Genomic DNA, 16,982 nt, shown 5'->3' on the forward strand with positions numbered 1-16,982 from the left:
AACCGGGCGTCAAGCTTCGTGATCATCATCGGCGGCCTCCTCTCATAAGTCCGGTGTGTCACGTTAGTGACGCTGAGGCGAGACGTCAAGACAACTTCGCTTCTCTCGGCGTGTCGCACCGAAATCCATCACGCCTGACACCGCGCGGGCTCCACGCCGTCGTCGACCGTTCCGGTAGCGTATGGGCGTGATTCACCCGACCGCGAAGGCGCCCGCATGCACCTGAAGAGCCTGACGCTCAAGGGCTTCAAGTCGTTCGCGCAGCCGACGAGCTTCGTCTTCGAGCCTGGTGTGACGTGCATCGTAGGTCCCAACGGCTCGGGCAAGTCGAACGTCGTCGATGCACTCGCGTGGGTGATGGGCGAGCAAGGGGCCAAGACCCTGCGCGGCGGAAAGATGGAAGACGTCATCTTCGCCGGCACCTCGACGCGCGGACCGCTAGGGCGTGCCGAGGTGCAGCTCACCATCGACAACAGCGATGGAGCTCTGCCCATCGACTACGCCGAAGTCACCATCAGCCGCACACTGTTCCGGAACGGCTCCAGCGAGTACGCCATCAACGGCTCGACCTGCCGACTGCTCGATGTGCAGGAACTGCTGAGCGACTCGGGGCTCGGACGCGAGATGCACGTCATCGTCGGGCAGGGCCGGCTGGACACCGTGTTGCAGGCCTCACCCGAGGATCGTCGCGGCTTCATCGAAGAGGCCGCGGGCATCCTCAAACACCGCCGGCGCAAAGAGAAGACCCTGCGCAAGCTCGACGCGATGGAGACCAACCTCACGCGCCTCAGCGATCTCGCCGGCGAGATCAGGCGCCAGCTCAAGCCACTCGGACGGCAGGCCGAGATCGCCCGCGAGGCGCAGACGATCGCGGCGGTGGTGCGTGATGCCAAGGCGCGGATCTTCGCCGACGACGTGGTCACGCTGCGCACCGCGCTGGCCGACCATACGCGCACCGAGCAGGAGCGTCACACCGAGCGGCTCGTGCTCGCGGAGCAGGCGGATGCAGTGCGTGCGGGCATCCAGCGCCTCGAGAAGGAACAGACGTCGGCCGCCGTCGATGAGGCACGGCGCGTGTCGTTCGGCCTGGAGCAGACGCAGGAGCGCATGCGCAGCCTGTTCACCCTCGCCAATCAGCGCCTGGCGCTGCTGGGGGCCGAAGAGGACGACGTCGTGACCGCGATCACCGTCACACAAGACACGATCGACGAGGCCAAGGACGAGATCACGCGGATCTCTGAAGGGCTCGGCGACGCGCAGGACGCCGCCGCAGCGGCGAGCCGTGACGTCATCGCCGCGCGCGCCGAACTGGACACGCTCGACGTCGATATCGCCGAGCAGAGCGCACTGGTCTCGGCCTACGACATGCGGATGAACACGCTCCGTGGCAACGCCGATTCCGCAGCATCCGCCTTGGCCGCGGTACGCGGCGGTGTCTTGCGGCAGGAACAGGCACTCGAATCGGCGCATAGCCGTCGTCGAGAAGCCGCCGCCGCACTGGAATCGATCGACGATGCCGAGGCGCCGGACGGCACCGCGGCAGAGTTTGCCGCCGCGTACGACGAGGCACAAAAGGCGCTGACCGCCGCCGAAGCCGATCGTGATGCGCTGCGCGAGAAACTGCACGACTCCGAACGCGAAGCCGACGCCCTGATGGCGAAGGCCGCTGCCCTCGGCAGTGCGCTGGCCCTCTCCGGCGGTGCTGCCGAGATCGTCGCGGCGGGCGCAGAAGGCGTGCGTGGACTCGTCGGCGACGCCGTACAGGTGCGTGCGGGCTACGAGGCGGCGATCGCCGCCGTGCTGGGATCGCTGGCCGAGGGCGTTCTGGTGGATCGTGCCGATCAGGCCTACGCGCTCGTCGCGGCCGGCGCGCGCGGCACCGTCGACTTCGTGATCGCCGAGGGCGGCGTCGCCCGTGAGGCGGTCTCTCAGATCACCGGCACCACGCGCGCCGTCGATGTCGTCGAAGCGCCCGCAGGCGTGCTCGCGCTACTCGCCCCCGTGCTGATCGCCGATGACCTGGACGCGGGGCGCGCCGCGCGAAGCACACTTGATGCCGCGGGCGACACGCTGACGACGATTGTGACCGGCAGCGGTGAGGTGATCACGGCACACACCCTGCGCGCCGGTTCGGGTGAGACCTCGCGGCTCGAGCTGGCGGCCGAGCGCGACGCGGCCACGGAGCGACTTGCCGAGGTGCAGATCACGGTCGAGGAACTGCGCGGTTCGCGCGTCGATGCGACCGACCGCGTCGAGGCGGCCAGGCGCACGGCGAAAGACGCCTTGCGAGCGCTGCGCGAACACGACGCCGCGCTGGCCTCTCACGCCGAGCAGCTCAACCGCGTCACCGTGCAGCACGAGGCCGCCGTCGCCGAATGCGAACGTCTGGAGGCCGCACTCGCACAGGCGCAGTCCGCAGTGTCGGATGCTGAGCAGAAGGCCGACACGGCGAAGGCAGAAGTCGCAACAGCAGAGGCCGAACCCCGCCCAGTGCTCGACGCCTCGGCGCGCGACGGGCTACTCGAAGCGCTCGAGACCGCACGCGAGGGCGAGGTGCGCGCTCGACTGGAGATCGAGACGCTGCGCGAGCGCGTGCGTGCCGCTCAAGCCCGGGTGGCGTCACTGGAACGCCAACGCGAGCAGGAGCGCGACGCCGCCGCTGAGGCCGCACGACGGGCTGTGATCCGGCGTGCTCAGCGCGAGGCTGCATCGGCGGTGGCGGACGAACTGCCCCGGGTGCTCGACTCGATCGACCGCTCGGTCAGCGAGGCCCGCGTCGCGTTGGCATCCGCTGAGGCCGAGCGCTCCGCGCAGAACGAGGAGCTCACGGTGCTGCGCTCCCAGGAAGGATCGCTGCGCGAACGCCTCGCGGGCCTGACCGAGAGCGTCCACGGTCTCGAACTGCAGATCCACGAGAAGAAGCTGCACCTGCACGGGCTGCTCGAACGCGTCGCATCCGAACTCGCGCTCGACGAAGATATTCTCATTGCGGAATACGGTCCGGATCAGCCGGTTCCGCGCGATCCGGGCGCTGAGGACGGGGACGATGATGCGGCTGTTCCGTTCGACCGCCGCATCCAAGAGCGACGGCTGAAGGAGGCCGAGCGCAAGCTCGCCCAACTCGGTCGTGTCAATCCGCTGGCGCTGGAGGAGTTCGCGGCGCTGGAGCAACGGCACGCGTTCCTCACCGAGCAACTGGCCGACCTCACCAAGACCCGCCAGGACCTGCTGACCATCATCGCCGAGCTCGACGAACGCATGGAGACCATCTTCGCCAGCGCTTTCGAAGACACCAAGCAGGCCTTCAGTGAGGTATTCCCGCTGCTGTTCCCCGGAGGAACCGGCAGCATCTCGCTGACCAATCCGGACGACATGCTCACCACGGGCATCGACGTCGCTGTGCGGCCGGTGGGCAAGAAGATCGAGCGATTGTCGCTGCTGTCGGGCGGCGAGCGGTCACTGGCCGCGGTGGCGTTGCTCGTCGCGATTTTCAAGGCGCGTCCGAGCCCGTTCTACATCCTCGACGAGGTCGAGGCGGCGCTCGACGACGCGAACCTCGGCCGCCTGCTGACCGTGTTCGAGCAGCTGCGTGAGAGTTCGCAGCTCCTGGTGATCACGCATCAGAAGCGCACGATGGAGATCGCCGATGCGCTCTACGGCGTCTCCATGCGCCAGGACGGCGTGTCGGCCGTGGTCGGACAGCGCGTGGGCGACCGCGCCGCGGCCGGCGCCTGAGTTCGCCGGCGCGTGCCCGCCGGGGTTTCGCTTGTCGGAAATCCCAGAGCCTTCGCTCGCCTGACGGCGTGTCTGCAGCATCCGCCCTGCGACGCGCCGTGCGGGTCTGAGATTTCCGACATGTGGCTGCGCGGCTCAGGCCAGTGCCCGCCCACGGGCGCACGGCCAGACGTCGGCGGCGCCACGCCCGGGGCAGCCACGTGCAGGCGTCAGAGGGGCATGCCGTCATCGTAGGCTGGAGGCATGGCGGAGAAGTCCTGGTCCCTCGGTCGCGCGCTGCGCGGCATGTTCGTCAAGCCCACGATCGATGAGACGACATGGGAGGACCTGGAGACCGCGCTGATCACGGCCGACTTCGGTCCGGACATCACTGAACAGCTGCTCGATGAGCTGCGCGAGCAGGTCGAGCGCTTCCGCACGACCGACCCGCGCGACCTGCAGCGGATGCTGCGCGAGACTCTCGAAGAGCGCTTCGCGAAGTTCGACACGACGCTCAAGCTCACCGAGCGGCCGGCCGTCGTGCTCGTCGTCGGGGTCAATGGCGTCGGCAAGACGACCACGATCGGCAAGTTCACCAAGTTCCTGCGCGGATACGAGCGCAGCGTGGTCGTCGGCGCCGCCGATACCTTCCGCGCCGCGGCCGTCGAACAGCTCGCCACCTGGGCACAGCGCGGGGGAGCGGCGATCGTGCGCCCGCAGCACGAGGGGCAGGATCCCGCCTCAGTCGCCTTCCAGACCGTCGAGTACGCGAAGAACCAGGGCGTCGAGATCGCCATCATCGACACGGCCGGCCGTCTGCACACCAAGAGCGGGCTGATGGACGAACTGTCCAAGGTGCGCCGCGTGGTCGAGAAGCAGGCGCCGATCAGCGAGGTGCTGCTCGTGCTCGACGCCACCACGGGTCAGAACGGCGTCATGCAGGCCGAGTCCTTCCTGCAGCACGCCGGCGTCACGGGGCTGGTGATCACCAAGCTCGATGGTTCTGCGAAGGGCGGCTTCGTGCTGGCCGTGCAGGAGCGCACTGGCATCCCGGTCAAGCTGCTCGGCCAAGGTGAGGGCATCGACGACCTCACCGGTTTCACCCCGCACGTGTTCGTCCAGTCGCTGGTCGGCGCGTAGGACTACCGCGGCGACACAGAGGCTGGTTTCATAGCGATATGGCGATCGAACACGACTATTTCGGAGTTCTCTCTTCCGGACCCGACGGGGCCATCTTCTGGACCGAGCGGGTCGAGTTCGGCGACCAGTCGGTGACGGTCGACCTCACCGCCCCCGACCAGGACGACGTCTCCGCGGCGGCATTGGACGCGGCGGCAGCACTGATCGGCAGCATCGAAGGGCTCGACGACATCGTGCGCCGCGCCATGCTCACCGAGGTCGATGACCGCACCAGTGAAGTCACCGAGTACGTCCTGCAGCAGCAGGAAGCGTATGGCGACGAACTCGAGGACGTCCTGGTCGACATCAGCGGTGACGCGGCGGTCGACATCATCCGCTCGCTGCGCCTGTCGAGCATGACGATCCTCGCCGACGAGCACGGCGGTAGCGAGCCGTTCGCGGTCCTCGAGTACGCGCTGGATGCGGATGCCACCGACGATGTGCTGCTGGTCAACCTCGGCTCCGACGGCGCCGTGATGTCGGTGATGAGCGCAGACTAGACCGCCTGTGCGAACCCGAGCTCAACGCCCTCGGCGATGTGGGCCAGGTGCGGCGGGATCTCGCGCCCCTTCGACATCATCGACTGGGCCCACAGGCGGCCCGCGCGGTAGGACGAGCGCACCAGCGGACCGGCGAGCACGCCGAGGAAGCCGATTCGCTCGGCCTCTTGCTTGAAACCGACGAACTCATCGGGCTTCACCCACCGCGCGACCGGCAGGTGACGGGGCGAGGGGCGCAGGTACTGCGTGATCGTGATGATGTCGCATCCCGCGCCGCGCAGGTCCTGCAGAGCCTGGATGACCTCCTCGGGCTCCTCGCCCATGCCGAGGATCAGGTTCGATTTCGTGATGAGCCCTGCGTCATGACCCTGCGTGATCACGCCCAATGAGCGCTCGTACGTGAACGCAGGGCGGATGCGGCGGAAGATCCGCGGCACGGTCTCGACGTTGTGAGCGAACACTTCGGGGCGCGCCTCGAAGATCTGCCCCAGGAAGTCCGGGTTGCCGCCGTGATCGTTGGCGAGCAGTTCGACCCCCGTGTTGGGGTTCTTTGCGTGGATCTGTCGCACGGTCTCGGCGTTCAGCCAGGCGCCCGTGTCGGGCAGGTCGTCGCGCGCAACACTGGTCACGGTCGCGTAGCGCAGGCCCATCCGGGTCACGCTCTCGGCCACCCGGCGCGGCTCGTCGGTGTCGTAGTCGGCGGGCTTGCCGGTGTCGATCTGGCAGAAGTCGCACCGACGCGTGCACTGCGATCCGCCGATGAGGAAGGTCGCCTCGCGGTCCTCCCAGCATTCGTAGATGTTCGGGCAGCCCGCCTCCTGGCAGACCGTGTGCAGGTCCTCGCTCTTCACGAGCGAGTGCAGAGCCTGGTACTCCGGCCCCATCTTCGCCTTGGTGCGAATCCACTCCGGCTTGCGCTCGATGGGGGTCTCGGCGTTTCGGATCTCCAGGCGGAGCAGTTTGCGTCCCTCGGGGCTTGCGGCGCTCATGCGGCCGCCTCCTTGTCTGCATCGGCGGTGTACTCGGTGGTGAAGGCGGTCGCAACGGCGTCGACGATGTCGTGGGGCGAGACGCTCTGACCGACGACCTCGCTGATCGTCGTCACGCCGGCATCGGTGATGCCGCACGGCACGATGCTGCGGAAGCCGGCCAGCGTGTTGTCGCAGTTGATCGCGAAGCCGTGCATGGTCACGCCCTGCTGCACACGCACGCCGATCGCGGCGATCTTGTCCTCGCCGAGCGGACGGCGCACCCAGACGCCGCTGCGCCCGTCGACCTGGTAGCCGTCGACGCCGAGCGGACGCAGGATGTCGATCAACACGCGCTCCAGCCGCCGCACATGCGCCACGACGTCCATCGGCGCGGGCAGGTGCACAATCGGGTATCCGACGAGCTGGCCCGGGCCGTGCCAGGTGATCTTGCCGCCGCGGTCGACGTCGACCACGGGGGTGCCGTCCTGCGGGCGCTCGTGCGGCTCGGTGCGCTTGCCGGCGGTGTAGACCGCGTCGTGTTCGAGCAGAAGGAGCGTATCGGGGCGGATGCCATCGACGACGTCGCGGTGGATGCTGCGCTGCAACTCCCACCCGTCGACATAGGGCACGTAGTCGGGGGCGAGTCCGGGTGTCTGGATATCGAGCATCTCGCGGTCCTCCATGTAGACGGCGCCATCGCGCGTGTTGTTGGATTGCGTCCAAGAATAGGGCGTGCCCCAGCATACGCTCATTCGAGGTTGCCGCGACGCGAATAGCACGGGCTACGCTGGGCGCTATGCAGAACGCGTCGCGCGCCGGGCGTCCACGGGCATCCTCACGCGAGACTCTGGCCGAGGCGGCGTGCGAGCTGTTCCTCGAACAGGGCTATGACGAGACATCGGTCGCCGACATCACCCGACGTGCCGGCGTGAGCCGGTCGAGTTTCTTCAACTACTTCTCATCCAAGAGCGACGTGCTGTGGTCGGGGCTCGATGCGCGCATTGAGGCGGCTTCGGTGGCGCTCGCGTCGTTGGGCAGGAACGCCGACGGCCCGGCCGTGCGGGCAGCGCTCGAACCCGTCGTGCGCGGCTTCGCGCCCGACCCGCTCGTGCTTGCCCTGCGCAATGCCGCCGCAATGGGGGTCGAGGAAGAGCTTCTGCGCGACACCGGGATCCGGCACGCGCGCATCGCCTCGGCCGTCGCCGGCGCGGCGCGCAGTGCGGGAGTCGACGAGATCCGTGCAGACATCCTCGGTGCGGCGCTGGCCGCGGCCGTGCTGTCCGCGCTGCGGGTGTGGGCTGAGCAGGGGGCGGGGCAGGCGTCTTTGGAGGCTGCGTTCGACCAGGCGCTGCGCAGCATCCACGACCTTCCGTGGGGTTGAGTGTGGCGACGCGCGGGCGGGCCCCGGCGCTCGCGTAGAATTAGAGGCACCATGGCTACCTTTGGCACGCTCTCCGATCGGCTCACCGAGACCTTCCGCAATCTGCGCACGAAGGGAAAGCTGACGCCCGCCGATGTCGACGGCACCGTCCGCGAGATCCGTCGCGCTCTGCTCGACGCCGATGTCGCGCTCGTCGTCGTCAAGGACTTCACCGCGAAGGTGCGCGAGCGCGCACTGGGCGACGAGGTCAATCGCGCTCTGAACCCCGCGCAGCAGGTCGTGCAGATCGTCAACGAGGAGCTCGTCGCGATTCTCGGCGGTGAGCAGCGCCGGCTGGAGTTCGCCAAGACGCCGCCGACGGTGATCATGCTCGCGGGTCTGCAGGGCTCGGGTAAGACCACGTTCGCCGGAAAGCTCGCCAAGCAGCTCGAAGGCGAGGGGCACACGCCCCTGCTCGTGGCCGCCGACCTGCAACGTCCGAACGCTGTGAACCAGCTGCAGGTGGTCGCCGAGCGCGCTGGGGCGACGATCTACGCGCCCGAGCCGGGCAACGGTGTCGGCGACCCGGTCAAGGTCTCCAAGGACGGCGTCGAGTACGCACGCCGTCACCAGCACGACGTGGTCATCATCGACACCGCCGGCCGCCTCGGCGTCGACGCCGAACTGATGAAGCAGGCATCCGACATCCGCAAGGCGACCAGCCCCGACGAGGTGCTGTTCGTCATCGACGCGATGATCGGTCAGGATGCCGTCAACACGGCCAAGGCCTTCCAGGAGGGCGTCGACTTCACCGGTGTCGTGCTGTCGAAGCTCGACGGTGACGCCCGCGGTGGTGCCGCGCTGTCGGTGGCGTCCGTCACCGGCCGTCCGATCATCTTCGCCTCGACGGGTGAAAACCTCGAAGACCTCGAGCCCTTCCACCCGGACCGCATGGCGAGCCGCATCCTCGACCTCGGTGACATCCTCACCCTCATCGAGCAGGCCCAGCAGGCCTTCGATGAAGAAGAGGCGATGAAGGTCGCCGAGAAGCTTGCCAACGAGGCCTTCACGCTTGAGGACTTCCTCGAGCAGCTTCAGCAGATGAAGAAGATGGGCTCGATGAAGAAGATGCTCGGCATGCTGCCGGGCATGGGCCAGATGAAGCAGCAGCTCGATGACTTCGACGAGCGCGAGATCGACCGCACCGAGGCGATCATCCGGTCGATGACTCCGGGCGAGCGCCGCAATCCGAAGGTCCTCAACGGCTCGCGTCGTCTGCGCATCGCCCGCGGTTCCGGTATGACGGTGACCGACGTCAACCAGCTTGTGCAACGCTTCGACCAGGCCGCCAAGATGATGAAGACCGTAGCGCGTGGCGGCACGCCGCAGATCCCCGGCATGGGCCCGATGGGCAAGCCCGGCGCATCCGCCAAGCGTGGCAAGAAGGGCGCCAAGAGCAAGGGCGGTTCGCGTTCGGGTAACCCCGCCAAGCGGGCTGCCGAGAATGCCGGCATGGCCACTGCGAACACCACTCCCACCGGCTCCGGGTTCGGTCTGGGTGGTCAGCAAGCGCCGAGCGAGGCAGACCTCGCCGAGATCCAGAAGCTGTTCGGCAAGGGCTGAGCGCCCCTCAGGGTGTCGCCACCGGCCGGGGCGCGCTGGGTGTGACGGCACGCGGCTGCCGTAGCACGGCGAGCTGACCGGCCACGAGCGCGCTCAGTACGACCAGCAGGCCGGTGAGCTGCACAGGTGTGAACGCCTCGTGTGCGAGAGCGACGCCGAGAATCGTCGCGACGACGGGGGAGAGCAGGGCGAGAAGCCCCGGAGCTGCCACCGGCAGTCGCTCGATCCCGCGGAACCACAGGGCGTATGCGATCAACCCGCCGGCGGTGGTCAACCACAGGTACCCGAGCACATTGTCGGGGTGGATCTCAGCGGGGATTCCTTCGAAGATGAGCGTGAGTGGCAAGAGGAAAAGCCCTCCCGCGGTGAGCTGCCACCCCGCGTAGGCCACCGCACCGGTGCGCGGTGGGCGTCCCCAGCGCTTGGTGAGGATGATTCCGACGGCGGTGCACGTCACCCCGCCCACGGCGGCGGCGATCCCCAGCGGATCCAGTGCGGCCGAGGGCCCCAGCACGATGGCGGCGACACCCGCCGCACCGGCGACCGCGGCGATCGCAGTCACGGCGCGAACGCGCTCACGCAGAACGACAGATCCGAGTGCCAGCAGGATCAGAGGCTGCGCCCCCGCAACGGCTGCTGCGACCCCACCGGGAAGGCGCTCCGCCGCGATGAAGAGCAGCGGAAAGAAACCGCCGATGTTGAGCGTTCCGAGCAGGGCCGCCTTCATCCACCACGTGCCGTGGGGAATGCTCCGACCGACGACGACAGCGATGACACCGGCGGGCAGCGCGCGTATGAGGGCGGCGAAGAGCGGATGCCCGGGAGGGAGGAGCTCGGTGGTGACCAGGTAGGTCGTTCCCCAGATGATCGGGGCGAGCGCTGTCAGCAGAAGCGTGCGAAGCAGGGGCATCTTTCGATGGTGGCTCCCACCGAGCAATGAGTCCAACGCATACTTGTCATGGGATCCATGAACTGTGATCATGGCCGAATGGATCTGCAGCAACTGCGCTACGTGGTTGAGGTGCTCGACACAGCGAGTTTTACCCGCGCGGCTGAGCGCTGCTTCGTGACGCAGTCAGCGCTCAGCCATCAGATCGCGGCGCTGGAGCGGGAGATCGGCCAGCGGCTGTTCATCCGGTCCAGCCGGAGCGTGCGCCCGACCGAAGCGGGTGAGGCCTTCGCTCTTCAGGCACGGATCGCGGTGGAAGCCGCCGAGAATGCGGTCGAAGAGGCGGCTGCGGCCGCCGGACGCATCGTCGGTACGCTCACCCTGGGCGTGATTCCCACAGTCACCGCCGTCGATCTACCGGCGCTGCTGAGTGGGTTCCGCGAGAAGTACCCGGACGTTCGGGTTGAGCTGCGCGTCGGGAGCAGCGACATGCTGATGCGTCAGGCGAGCACCGGCGAGATCGATGTCGCACTGCTGGGCCTGCGCGATGACGTCCGTCCGCAGGGAGTGGCGTTCCGCGCGCTGCGCCGCGATCGCCTGGTGGTCGTTTTGCCCACAGAGCATCCGCTGGCATCCCGAAGCGAGATCTCGCTCGCCGATCTCACGGACGAGACGTTCGCGGACTTCCCGCAGGGCAGTTCCGGGCGGGCGCAGAGCGACGGGGCCTTCGCCGACGCCGGCATTCCCCGTGACGTCGCGTTCGAAGTCGACACGGTCGACATGCTTCTTGGTCTCGTCGAGGCGGGACTCGCCGTCACGCTGCTCGCGCCAGGAGCGGTACGAGGCGTGCACGCGGCTGTCGTCGTGACCCCCATCGTCGACGGACCTCACCGTACCGAGTACCTCGCCTGGCACGCGACGGGTGCGCGTAGCGCGGCGCGCGCGTTCGTCGCGCAGATCGAATCGGATGTTGCCCGTTGACGATCACGCTCGGCAGCGTTCATGGTGGGCTCCCGCCGGGCCCGATGGCCTCCTGTACGTTCTGCCAGATCTCACGCGCGTCGTCGTCAACCCAGCCCGCCTGCGGCAGGATCTGCTCGTGCTCCTTCTGACCGGTCGCGACCACCGTGCCGTCGTGACCACCGTGCCGTCGCGACCACCGTGCTGTCGCGATCGAAGGTGATCGCGCGACGGAATGTAGTCCCCTGATCGATCGACAGGATGAAATCGCCGAGGAAATCCCTACAGACGGCGGATGAAGATGTCAGCGGGCGATCGGAACGTCGATGTCGACTCCGTGCGCCTCGCTGAGCAGGTGCGCCGTGGCCTCGATCTCGGCGTCGCGGCGATCGGACGTCCAGTTCAGCATCGGCGCCAACGCCTCGGCGATCTCTTCGAGCGCCTCCGCCGTCACGGCTCCGACGAAGGCGATGCTGGTGCGGCGCAGAACCACATCGGCCAGGCGCACGACCATCTCGTTGTCGACCATCCACTCCAGCTCGCGCGTGGACAGCTCGCCACCGGCGAGGTCATGGTCCTCATGCTGCTCGATGTGGGCCCAGACCTCGGCCGCGCGGGTGCCGTAGCGCGCCAGCAGTGCGTCGCCGCGGGCGCCGGCGCCCGCAAGATGCGTCTGCTTCCAGGACGCGCGTGCACGCGGCGTGCGGGGGAAGCCCCGACCGCCACCGATCGGGGCATCCGCGGTGCTCACCGCGCGGGTGCGGCCGAGAAGGTCGAGCACTCGGTCGGCGAGCGACTCGCCGAGTGCGCGGAAGGTGGTCCACTTGCCACCGACGAGGCTCAGCATCGGCACGGGTCCGCTGTTGTCGAGTTCGACGCGGTAGTCGCGCGAGACGAAGCCGGGCGCCGTGTCCTCGTGCCGGGGGAGCGGTCGGATGCCCGAGAAGCGGTACACGATCTGATCGCGCGACACGGCGATCGTCGGGAAGACGTGGGCGATGAGCTCGAAGAAGTAGTCGACCTCGTCCTCTGTGCAGCGTGCGGGCTCGCGCGGGTCGGCGTCGATGTCGGTGGTGCCGACGAGCACACGTCCCTTGAGCGGGTAGATCAGCACGATGCGGCTGTCAGAGTGCTCGAAGAAGATCTCGCGCCCCTGGGTTGCCTCGAGAAGCTCATCGTTGTCGAGCACGATGTGCGAGCCCTTGGTGCCGCCCATGTAGCGCGTCACCTGACCGAGGGCTTCGTTGGTGAGGTCGGTCCAGGGCCCCGACGTGTTGACGACGACGTCGGCGCGGATGCGGAACTCTTCAGCGGTCTCGCGGTCGCGGAGCACGACGGTGTCGCCGTCCCGCCCGATGGCCTCGACGTAGTTGAGTGCGTGCGAGTGGTCGTTTGCCGACCGGCCGTCCTGCAACACGTCGAGTGCGAGGCGCTCGGGGTCATGCATCGAAGCGTCGAAGTAGGTGGCGGTGTACTTCACCTCGGGGTCCAGTGCGGGGAGTTCCTCGAGCGAACGCCGCCGGCCGAGGAAGCGGTGGCGAGGGACTGAACCGCCGTCGCGCGAGAACAGGTCGTACAGCGTGAGACCCGCCTTGATGAGCACGGCGCCGCGCTCGGTCGGCTTGCCCGAGCGGTGCGTCAGGAAGCGCAGCGGTGCCGAGAGGATGCCCGAGAACGTCGAGTAGATCGGGATCGTCGTCTGCAGCGGCTTGACGTAGTGCGGAGCGATGCGCAGCAGGCCGTTGCGCTCTTGCACGGATTCGCGCACGAGGCGGAACTCGCCGTTCTCGAGATAGCGGATGCCGCCATGGATCATGTGACTCGACGCCGCTGACGCGCCGCTCGCGAAGTCGCCGCGATCGACGATCACGGCGTCGATGCCCTGGTGGGCGAGATCGCGGAACAGCGAGATGCCGTTGATGCCGGCGCCGATGATGAGCACCGTGGTGCGTTCGGTCTCGCGCACGGCCGCGATCTCGTCGGCACGGCGTGCGGCACGGGTCATGACTGACATAGTGTCTCCTCGCTGTCGCTTCCAGCATCCGTCGATTGACAGGATCTCGCAAACGTTCTGCACGTTTGTGCAAAGCTGGTGAGGGAAAGGTGAGGACGATGGTCACAGAGAGCGGCGCGATGGACGCGCGGACGAACGCGGCGCTCACCGCCGCCAAGCTGTACTACCTGCAGGACATGACGATGGATGCCATCGCCGCCGAACTCGCGACGTCGCGTTCGACGGTGTCGCGGTTGCTGTCGCACGCCCGCGAGAGCGGTCTCGTCGACATCCGGGTCAACTCCCCGTTCGCGCACGCCGGCGAGCTCGAGGAGCAGCTCCGGTCGCGACTGAAGGTCAACGCGCACATCGTGCCCATGTCGGGTGTGGTGAACGAGGTTGAGCGTCTGGAGCGGGTGGCGCTGACGGCTGGGCGTCAGGTGTCGCAGTTCATCGATTCCAACATGGTGGTCGGCGTCGCATGGGGCTCGACCTTGGGAATGGTCAGCCGCTCGCTGGTGCCCAAGCAGACACACAGTACGACGATCGTTCAGCTCAACGGCGCCGGGAACACGCAGACCAGCGGCCTGGAGTACTCCAGTGACATCCTGCAGCGCTTCGGGCAGGCATTCGGTGCGCAGGTCGAGCAGTTCCCCGTGCCCGCGTTCTTCGATGATCCGCGCACGCGCGAAGCCATGTGGCAGGAGCGGAGCACCCGGCGCGTGCTGTCGTTCCAGGCGAAGATGGACGTTGCTGTCTTCGGCCTGGGGTCCCCGCAGGCCGAGGTGCCGAGTCGCGTCTACGTCGGCGGCTATCTCGGGCGCGACGACTTCCGCAGCCTGCGCGAGGATGGGGCGATCGGCGACGTGGCGACGGTGTTCTTCCGCGCGGATGGTACGTGGCGCGACATCCGGCTGAATGCTCGTAGCACCGGCCCCGGCCTCGATCGGCTCCGACGGGTGCCGCGGCGGGTGTGCGTCGTCTCGGGTGCGGCGCGCCTGACGTCGCTGCAGGCGGCCATCGCGGCCGGGATCGTCACCGACGTGGTTCTCGATGAGGGCTTGGCGCGGATGCTCGCGGATGCCGTGCGCTGAACAGTGCTGCGCTGAACAGTGCTGCGCTGAACGGTGCTGCGCTGAACGGCGTTGGGCTGAGTTCAGTCGGGGAGAGGTGCCGCGGGCCCGTTGCGGAACTCGTCGATGAGGTGGTGCACCACCGCGCGCAGGTCGCCGTCGGCATGGTGAGCGGCGGCCAGCTGGCGCTCGTAGCTTGCCCCCTCGCTCACGATCGAGTGCACGCCGGCGAGCTCATCGGCGCAGCGCAGATCGCGCGCGATCGGCATCAGATCATCCACGACGGCATCAAGGTGCTCTCGGACGGGAACTTGGGATCCGGCGCGATCCACGATCACATCGGCGTCCAAGCCGTAGCGGGCCGCACGCCACTTGTTCTCGCGGTGGAACCAGGGCGGCAGCATCGGCAACGCGCGCCCCTGATCGAGCTCTCGCGAGAAGAACTCCACCAGCGACTGGGTGAGTGCCGCAACCGATGCGAGCTCGGCCAGCGTCGACATGCCGTCGCAGGCCCGCACCTCGATCGTTCCCCACCGTGGCGCCGGACGGATGTCCCAGCGGATCTCGGAGGCATCCGACATCACGCCCGTGCGCGTCATGTCGTCGACGTACCTCTCGAACTCTGTCCACGATTCGAGCGCCCAGGGCAGACCCGCGGTCGGCAGTTGCTGAAACACCAGCGCGCGATTCGAGGCGTAGCCGGTGCGTTCGCCGGCCCAGTAGGGGCTGGACGCCGCCAGCGCCTGCAGATGCGGAAGGTACGACGTCAGAGCACCGACGATGGGCAGCACCTTGGCGCGGTCCTCGACGCCGATGTGCACATGGATGCCCCAGATCATCATGTTGCGGCCCCACCACTGCGTGCGTTCGATCAGCTTGCGATAGCGCGTCTTGTCGGTCACGCGCTGGTGGAACCACTGCGCGAACGGGTGACTGCCGGCGGAGAGCAGCTCGATGCCCGCCGGATCCGTGGCACGGCGCACCGCGTCGATCGCCGCACCGATGTCGGCGACGGCATCCGCCACGGTCGTGCCGATCCCGCTCGTCACCTCGATCGTGTTCGTCAGTAGCTCACCCGTGACGGTGTGGCGCTCGGCGGCGCTCTGCGCTTCGAGCGCGGTCAGCAGCTCGGGGGCGCGCCCGACGAGGTCGCCGGTGGCGGGGTCGGCCAGCATGACCTCCCATTCGAGGCCCACCGTGCTGCGGGCCGAGGAGGCGAACTCGATCGTCACGCGCACAGTCTGACACGTGGGGCACCGCGCGACGCGCATCGCCGTGTCGTTTCGCGGTCGCCCCCGGAATCTGGCAGAATAGAGGGTCGGACGGCCGCTCGACCCTCTATCCAGCATCCGTCCCCCCGCAGAGCTTCCGCCGGGTGTGCACCCCACGCTCCAGGCGACCGGTTCAACTTCCTTTCCACACCATTCAGGAGAATCGTGGCTGTCAAGATCCGTCTCAAGCGTTTCGGCAAGATCCGTGCGCCGTACTACCGCATCGTCGTCGCCGACTCGCGCACCAAGCGCGATGGTCGCGTCATCGAGGAGATCGGCAAGTACCACCCCACCGAGCAGCCCTCGTTCATCGAGGTCGACTCGGAGCGTGCGCAGTACTGGCTGTCGGTTGGCGCGCAGCCGACCGAGCAGGTTGCCGCGCTGCTCAAGCTGACCGGCGACTGGGGCAAGTTCAAGGGCGACAAGGACGCCAAGTCGACCGTCCAGGTCGCCGAGGCCAAGGCCGCCTTCGAGGTCGACGCCGACAAGAAGTCGGTCGTCAAGCCCAAGGCCGAGAAGAAGGAGGCTCCCGCTGAGGAGGCTCCCGCCGCTGACGCGGAGGCCGCTGAGGCTCCCGCCGCAGACGCAGAGTAATCCGCTGTGCTCGCCGCCGCGCTCGAACACGTCGTCAAGGGGATCGTCGATCACCCGGACGATGTCCGCATCACCGCATCCGCATCGCCCCGAGGCGATCTGCTCGAGGTGCATGTGCACCCGGATGACCGTGGTCGCGTGATCGGGCGCGGCGGCCGCACCGCCAAGGCGCTGCGCACGCTGATCTCCGCCCTCGCCGACGGACGTCGCGTCCGTGTCGACGTCGCGGACGACTGACGTGTCAGCGGATCGCAATCAGCTCCGCGTCGGACGTCTGCTCAAGGCACACGGTCTCAAAGGCGCGTTGAAGCTCGAGCTCTACACCGACAACCCCGAGCGCCGCTTCGTGCCGGGGGCCGAGTTCACGTTGCAGGTGCCCGAGGCATCCGCGTGGCACGGCAAGACCGTGACCATCCGCGAGTACCGTGTGATGAACGGCAACTCCGTCGTCTTCCTCGAAGGCGTCGATGACCGTACCGCAGCGGAGTCGCTCGTGCGGGCCATCCTGTGGATGGACGAAGACGACGAGGTCGAGGACGACGCCTGGTACGCGCACCAGCTCGCCGGTCTCGACGTGGTCCGAGACGGTGCCGTGGTCGGCCGCGTCGTGCGCGTGGAGCACCTGCCCGCCCAGGACCTGCTGATCGTCTCCACCGAGAGCGGCGAGGTGATGGTCCCGTTCGTCGAGGCCATCGTCCCGACCGTCGACGTGGCCGCCGGTCGCGTCGTTGTCACGCCGCCGCCCGGTCTCTTTGAGGAGCTCCCTGCGCCCGGCGCGGGATCGGATGCTACCGCGCCCGCTATCTCGGATGCCGCCGCCTCCGGCGGCGAGTGACACCTCGTTAGCATCGACGC

16 protein-coding genes are annotated in these 16,982 nt (G+C 67.9%); 10 read left to right on the forward strand and 6 right to left on the reverse strand.

The window, feature by feature from the left end:
• Window positions 1-216 precede the first annotated feature (216 nt).
• The 3 genes from smc to PTQ19_RS06635 all read left to right on the forward strand — a co-directional run bounded on the left by smc (window position 217) and on the right by PTQ19_RS06635 (window position 5,393).
• The gene (smc, locus tag PTQ19_RS06625) at window positions 217-3,735 is read left to right on the forward strand and encodes a chromosome segregation protein SMC (RefSeq protein ID WP_274368884.1); all 3,519 of its coding nucleotides are present in this window, start codon (window positions 217-219) and stop codon (window positions 3,733-3,735) included.
• 243 nt (window positions 3,736-3,978) lie between these two features.
• The gene (gene ftsY / locus PTQ19_RS06630) at window positions 3,979-4,854 is read left to right on the forward strand and encodes a signal recognition particle-docking protein FtsY (protein WP_206549955.1); all 876 of its coding nucleotides are present in this window, start codon (window positions 3,979-3,981) and stop codon (window positions 4,852-4,854) included.
• A gap of 38 nt (window positions 4,855-4,892) precedes the next feature.
• Window positions 4,893-5,393, forward strand: coding sequence for a DUF2004 domain-containing protein (locus PTQ19_RS06635; protein ID WP_274368885.1), 501 nt, complete (start codon window positions 4,893-4,895; stop codon window positions 5,391-5,393).
• Here PTQ19_RS06635 and lipA read toward each other — a convergent pair.
• Both lipA and lipB read right to left on the reverse strand, forming a co-directional pair.
• A complete protein-coding gene (gene lipA / locus PTQ19_RS06640; RefSeq protein WP_179410993.1) occupies window positions 5,390-6,382 on the reverse strand; it encodes a lipoyl synthase in 993 nt (330 codons plus the stop codon). The genes PTQ19_RS06635 and lipA overlap by 4 nt on opposite strands.
• Window positions 6,379-7,032: a lipoyl(octanoyl) transferase LipB gene (gene lipB, locus PTQ19_RS06645; protein ID WP_274368886.1), complete on the reverse strand. Its 654-nt coding sequence runs from the start codon at window positions 7,030-7,032 to the stop codon at window positions 6,379-6,381. Before lipB ends, lipA begins: the two co-directional genes overlap by 4 nt.
• A gap of 128 nt (window positions 7,033-7,160) precedes the next feature.
• Here lipB and PTQ19_RS06650 point away from each other — a divergent pair, with 128 nt between their 5' ends.
• Together PTQ19_RS06650 and ffh are read left to right on the forward strand one after the other, a co-directional pair.
• Window positions 7,161-7,745 carry a TetR/AcrR family transcriptional regulator gene (locus tag PTQ19_RS06650; RefSeq protein WP_179410991.1) on the forward strand — a complete coding sequence of 195 codons (585 nt, stop codon included), beginning with the start codon at window positions 7,161-7,163 and terminating at the stop codon, window positions 7,743-7,745.
• Between the two features lie 51 nt (window positions 7,746-7,796).
• Window positions 7,797-9,347 carry a signal recognition particle protein gene (gene ffh, locus PTQ19_RS06655; protein WP_274368887.1) on the forward strand — a complete coding sequence of 517 codons (1,551 nt, stop codon included), beginning with the start codon at window positions 7,797-7,799 and terminating at the stop codon, window positions 9,345-9,347.
• A gap of 7 nt (window positions 9,348-9,354) precedes the next feature.
• Here ffh and PTQ19_RS06660 read toward each other — a convergent pair whose 3' ends face one another.
• Window positions 9,355-10,257: an EamA family transporter gene (locus tag PTQ19_RS06660; protein WP_274368888.1), complete on the reverse strand. Its 903-nt coding sequence runs from the start codon at window positions 10,255-10,257 to the stop codon at window positions 9,355-9,357.
• Between the two features lie 78 nt (window positions 10,258-10,335).
• On the opposite strand from PTQ19_RS06660, the gene PTQ19_RS06665 reads away from it, so the two are divergent.
• Window positions 10,336-11,217, forward strand: a complete 882-nt coding sequence (locus tag PTQ19_RS06665) for a LysR family transcriptional regulator (RefSeq protein ID WP_274368889.1) — start codon at window positions 10,336-10,338, stop codon at window positions 11,215-11,217.
• A 19-nt stretch (window positions 11,218-11,236) separates the two neighbouring features.
• On the opposite strand, the gene PTQ19_RS06670 is transcribed toward PTQ19_RS06665, so the two are convergent.
• Both PTQ19_RS06670 and PTQ19_RS06675 read right to left on the reverse strand, forming a co-directional pair.
• Window positions 11,237-11,362 carry a hypothetical protein gene (locus PTQ19_RS06670; protein WP_274368890.1) on the reverse strand — a complete coding sequence of 42 codons (126 nt, stop codon included), beginning with the start codon at window positions 11,360-11,362 and terminating at the stop codon, window positions 11,237-11,239.
• Window positions 11,363-11,500: 138 nt separating this feature from the next.
• Entirely contained in the window at window positions 11,501-13,201 is a 1,701-nt protein-coding gene (locus PTQ19_RS06675; protein WP_274369045.1) for a glycerol-3-phosphate dehydrogenase/oxidase, read from the reverse strand.
• Window positions 13,202-13,308: 107 nt separating this feature from the next.
• On the opposite strand from PTQ19_RS06675, the gene PTQ19_RS06680 reads away from it, so the two are divergent.
• Window positions 13,309-14,283: a sugar-binding transcriptional regulator gene (locus tag PTQ19_RS06680; RefSeq protein WP_179410987.1), complete on the forward strand. Its 975-nt coding sequence runs from the start codon at window positions 13,309-13,311 to the stop codon at window positions 14,281-14,283.
• Between the two features lie 62 nt (window positions 14,284-14,345).
• Here the strand turns inward: PTQ19_RS06680 and PTQ19_RS06685 are convergent, their stop codons facing one another.
• Window positions 14,346-15,494, reverse strand: a complete 1,149-nt coding sequence (locus tag PTQ19_RS06685; RefSeq protein ID WP_222446179.1) for a glutamate--cysteine ligase — start codon at window positions 15,492-15,494, stop codon at window positions 14,346-14,348.
• Window positions 15,495-15,698: 204 nt separating this feature from the next.
• Between PTQ19_RS06685 and rpsP the strand changes: the two genes are divergently transcribed.
• Genes rpsP through rimM form a run of 3 tightly spaced genes read left to right on the forward strand, consistent with a single transcriptional unit; the run spans window position 15,699 to window position 16,962 of the window.
• Window positions 15,699-16,127 carry a 30S ribosomal protein S16 gene (rpsP, locus tag PTQ19_RS06690; RefSeq protein ID WP_274368891.1) on the forward strand — a complete coding sequence of 143 codons (429 nt, stop codon included), beginning with the start codon at window positions 15,699-15,701 and terminating at the stop codon, window positions 16,125-16,127.
• A gap of 6 nt (window positions 16,128-16,133) precedes the next feature.
• Window positions 16,134-16,364, forward strand: coding sequence for an RNA-binding protein (locus PTQ19_RS06695; RefSeq protein ID WP_071644715.1), 231 nt, complete (start codon window positions 16,134-16,136; stop codon window positions 16,362-16,364).
• 1 nt (window position 16,365) lies between these two features.
• Window positions 16,366-16,962, forward strand: a complete 597-nt coding sequence (gene rimM / locus PTQ19_RS06700) for a ribosome maturation factor RimM (protein ID WP_274368892.1) — start codon at window positions 16,366-16,368, stop codon at window positions 16,960-16,962.
• The last annotated feature ends 20 nt before the right edge of the window (window positions 16,963-16,982 follow it).

The organism is Microbacterium esteraromaticum (assembly GCF_028747645.1).
In the GTDB taxonomy this organism is placed as follows: Bacteria; Actinomycetota; Actinomycetes; order Actinomycetales; family Microbacteriaceae; genus Microbacterium; species Microbacterium esteraromaticum_C.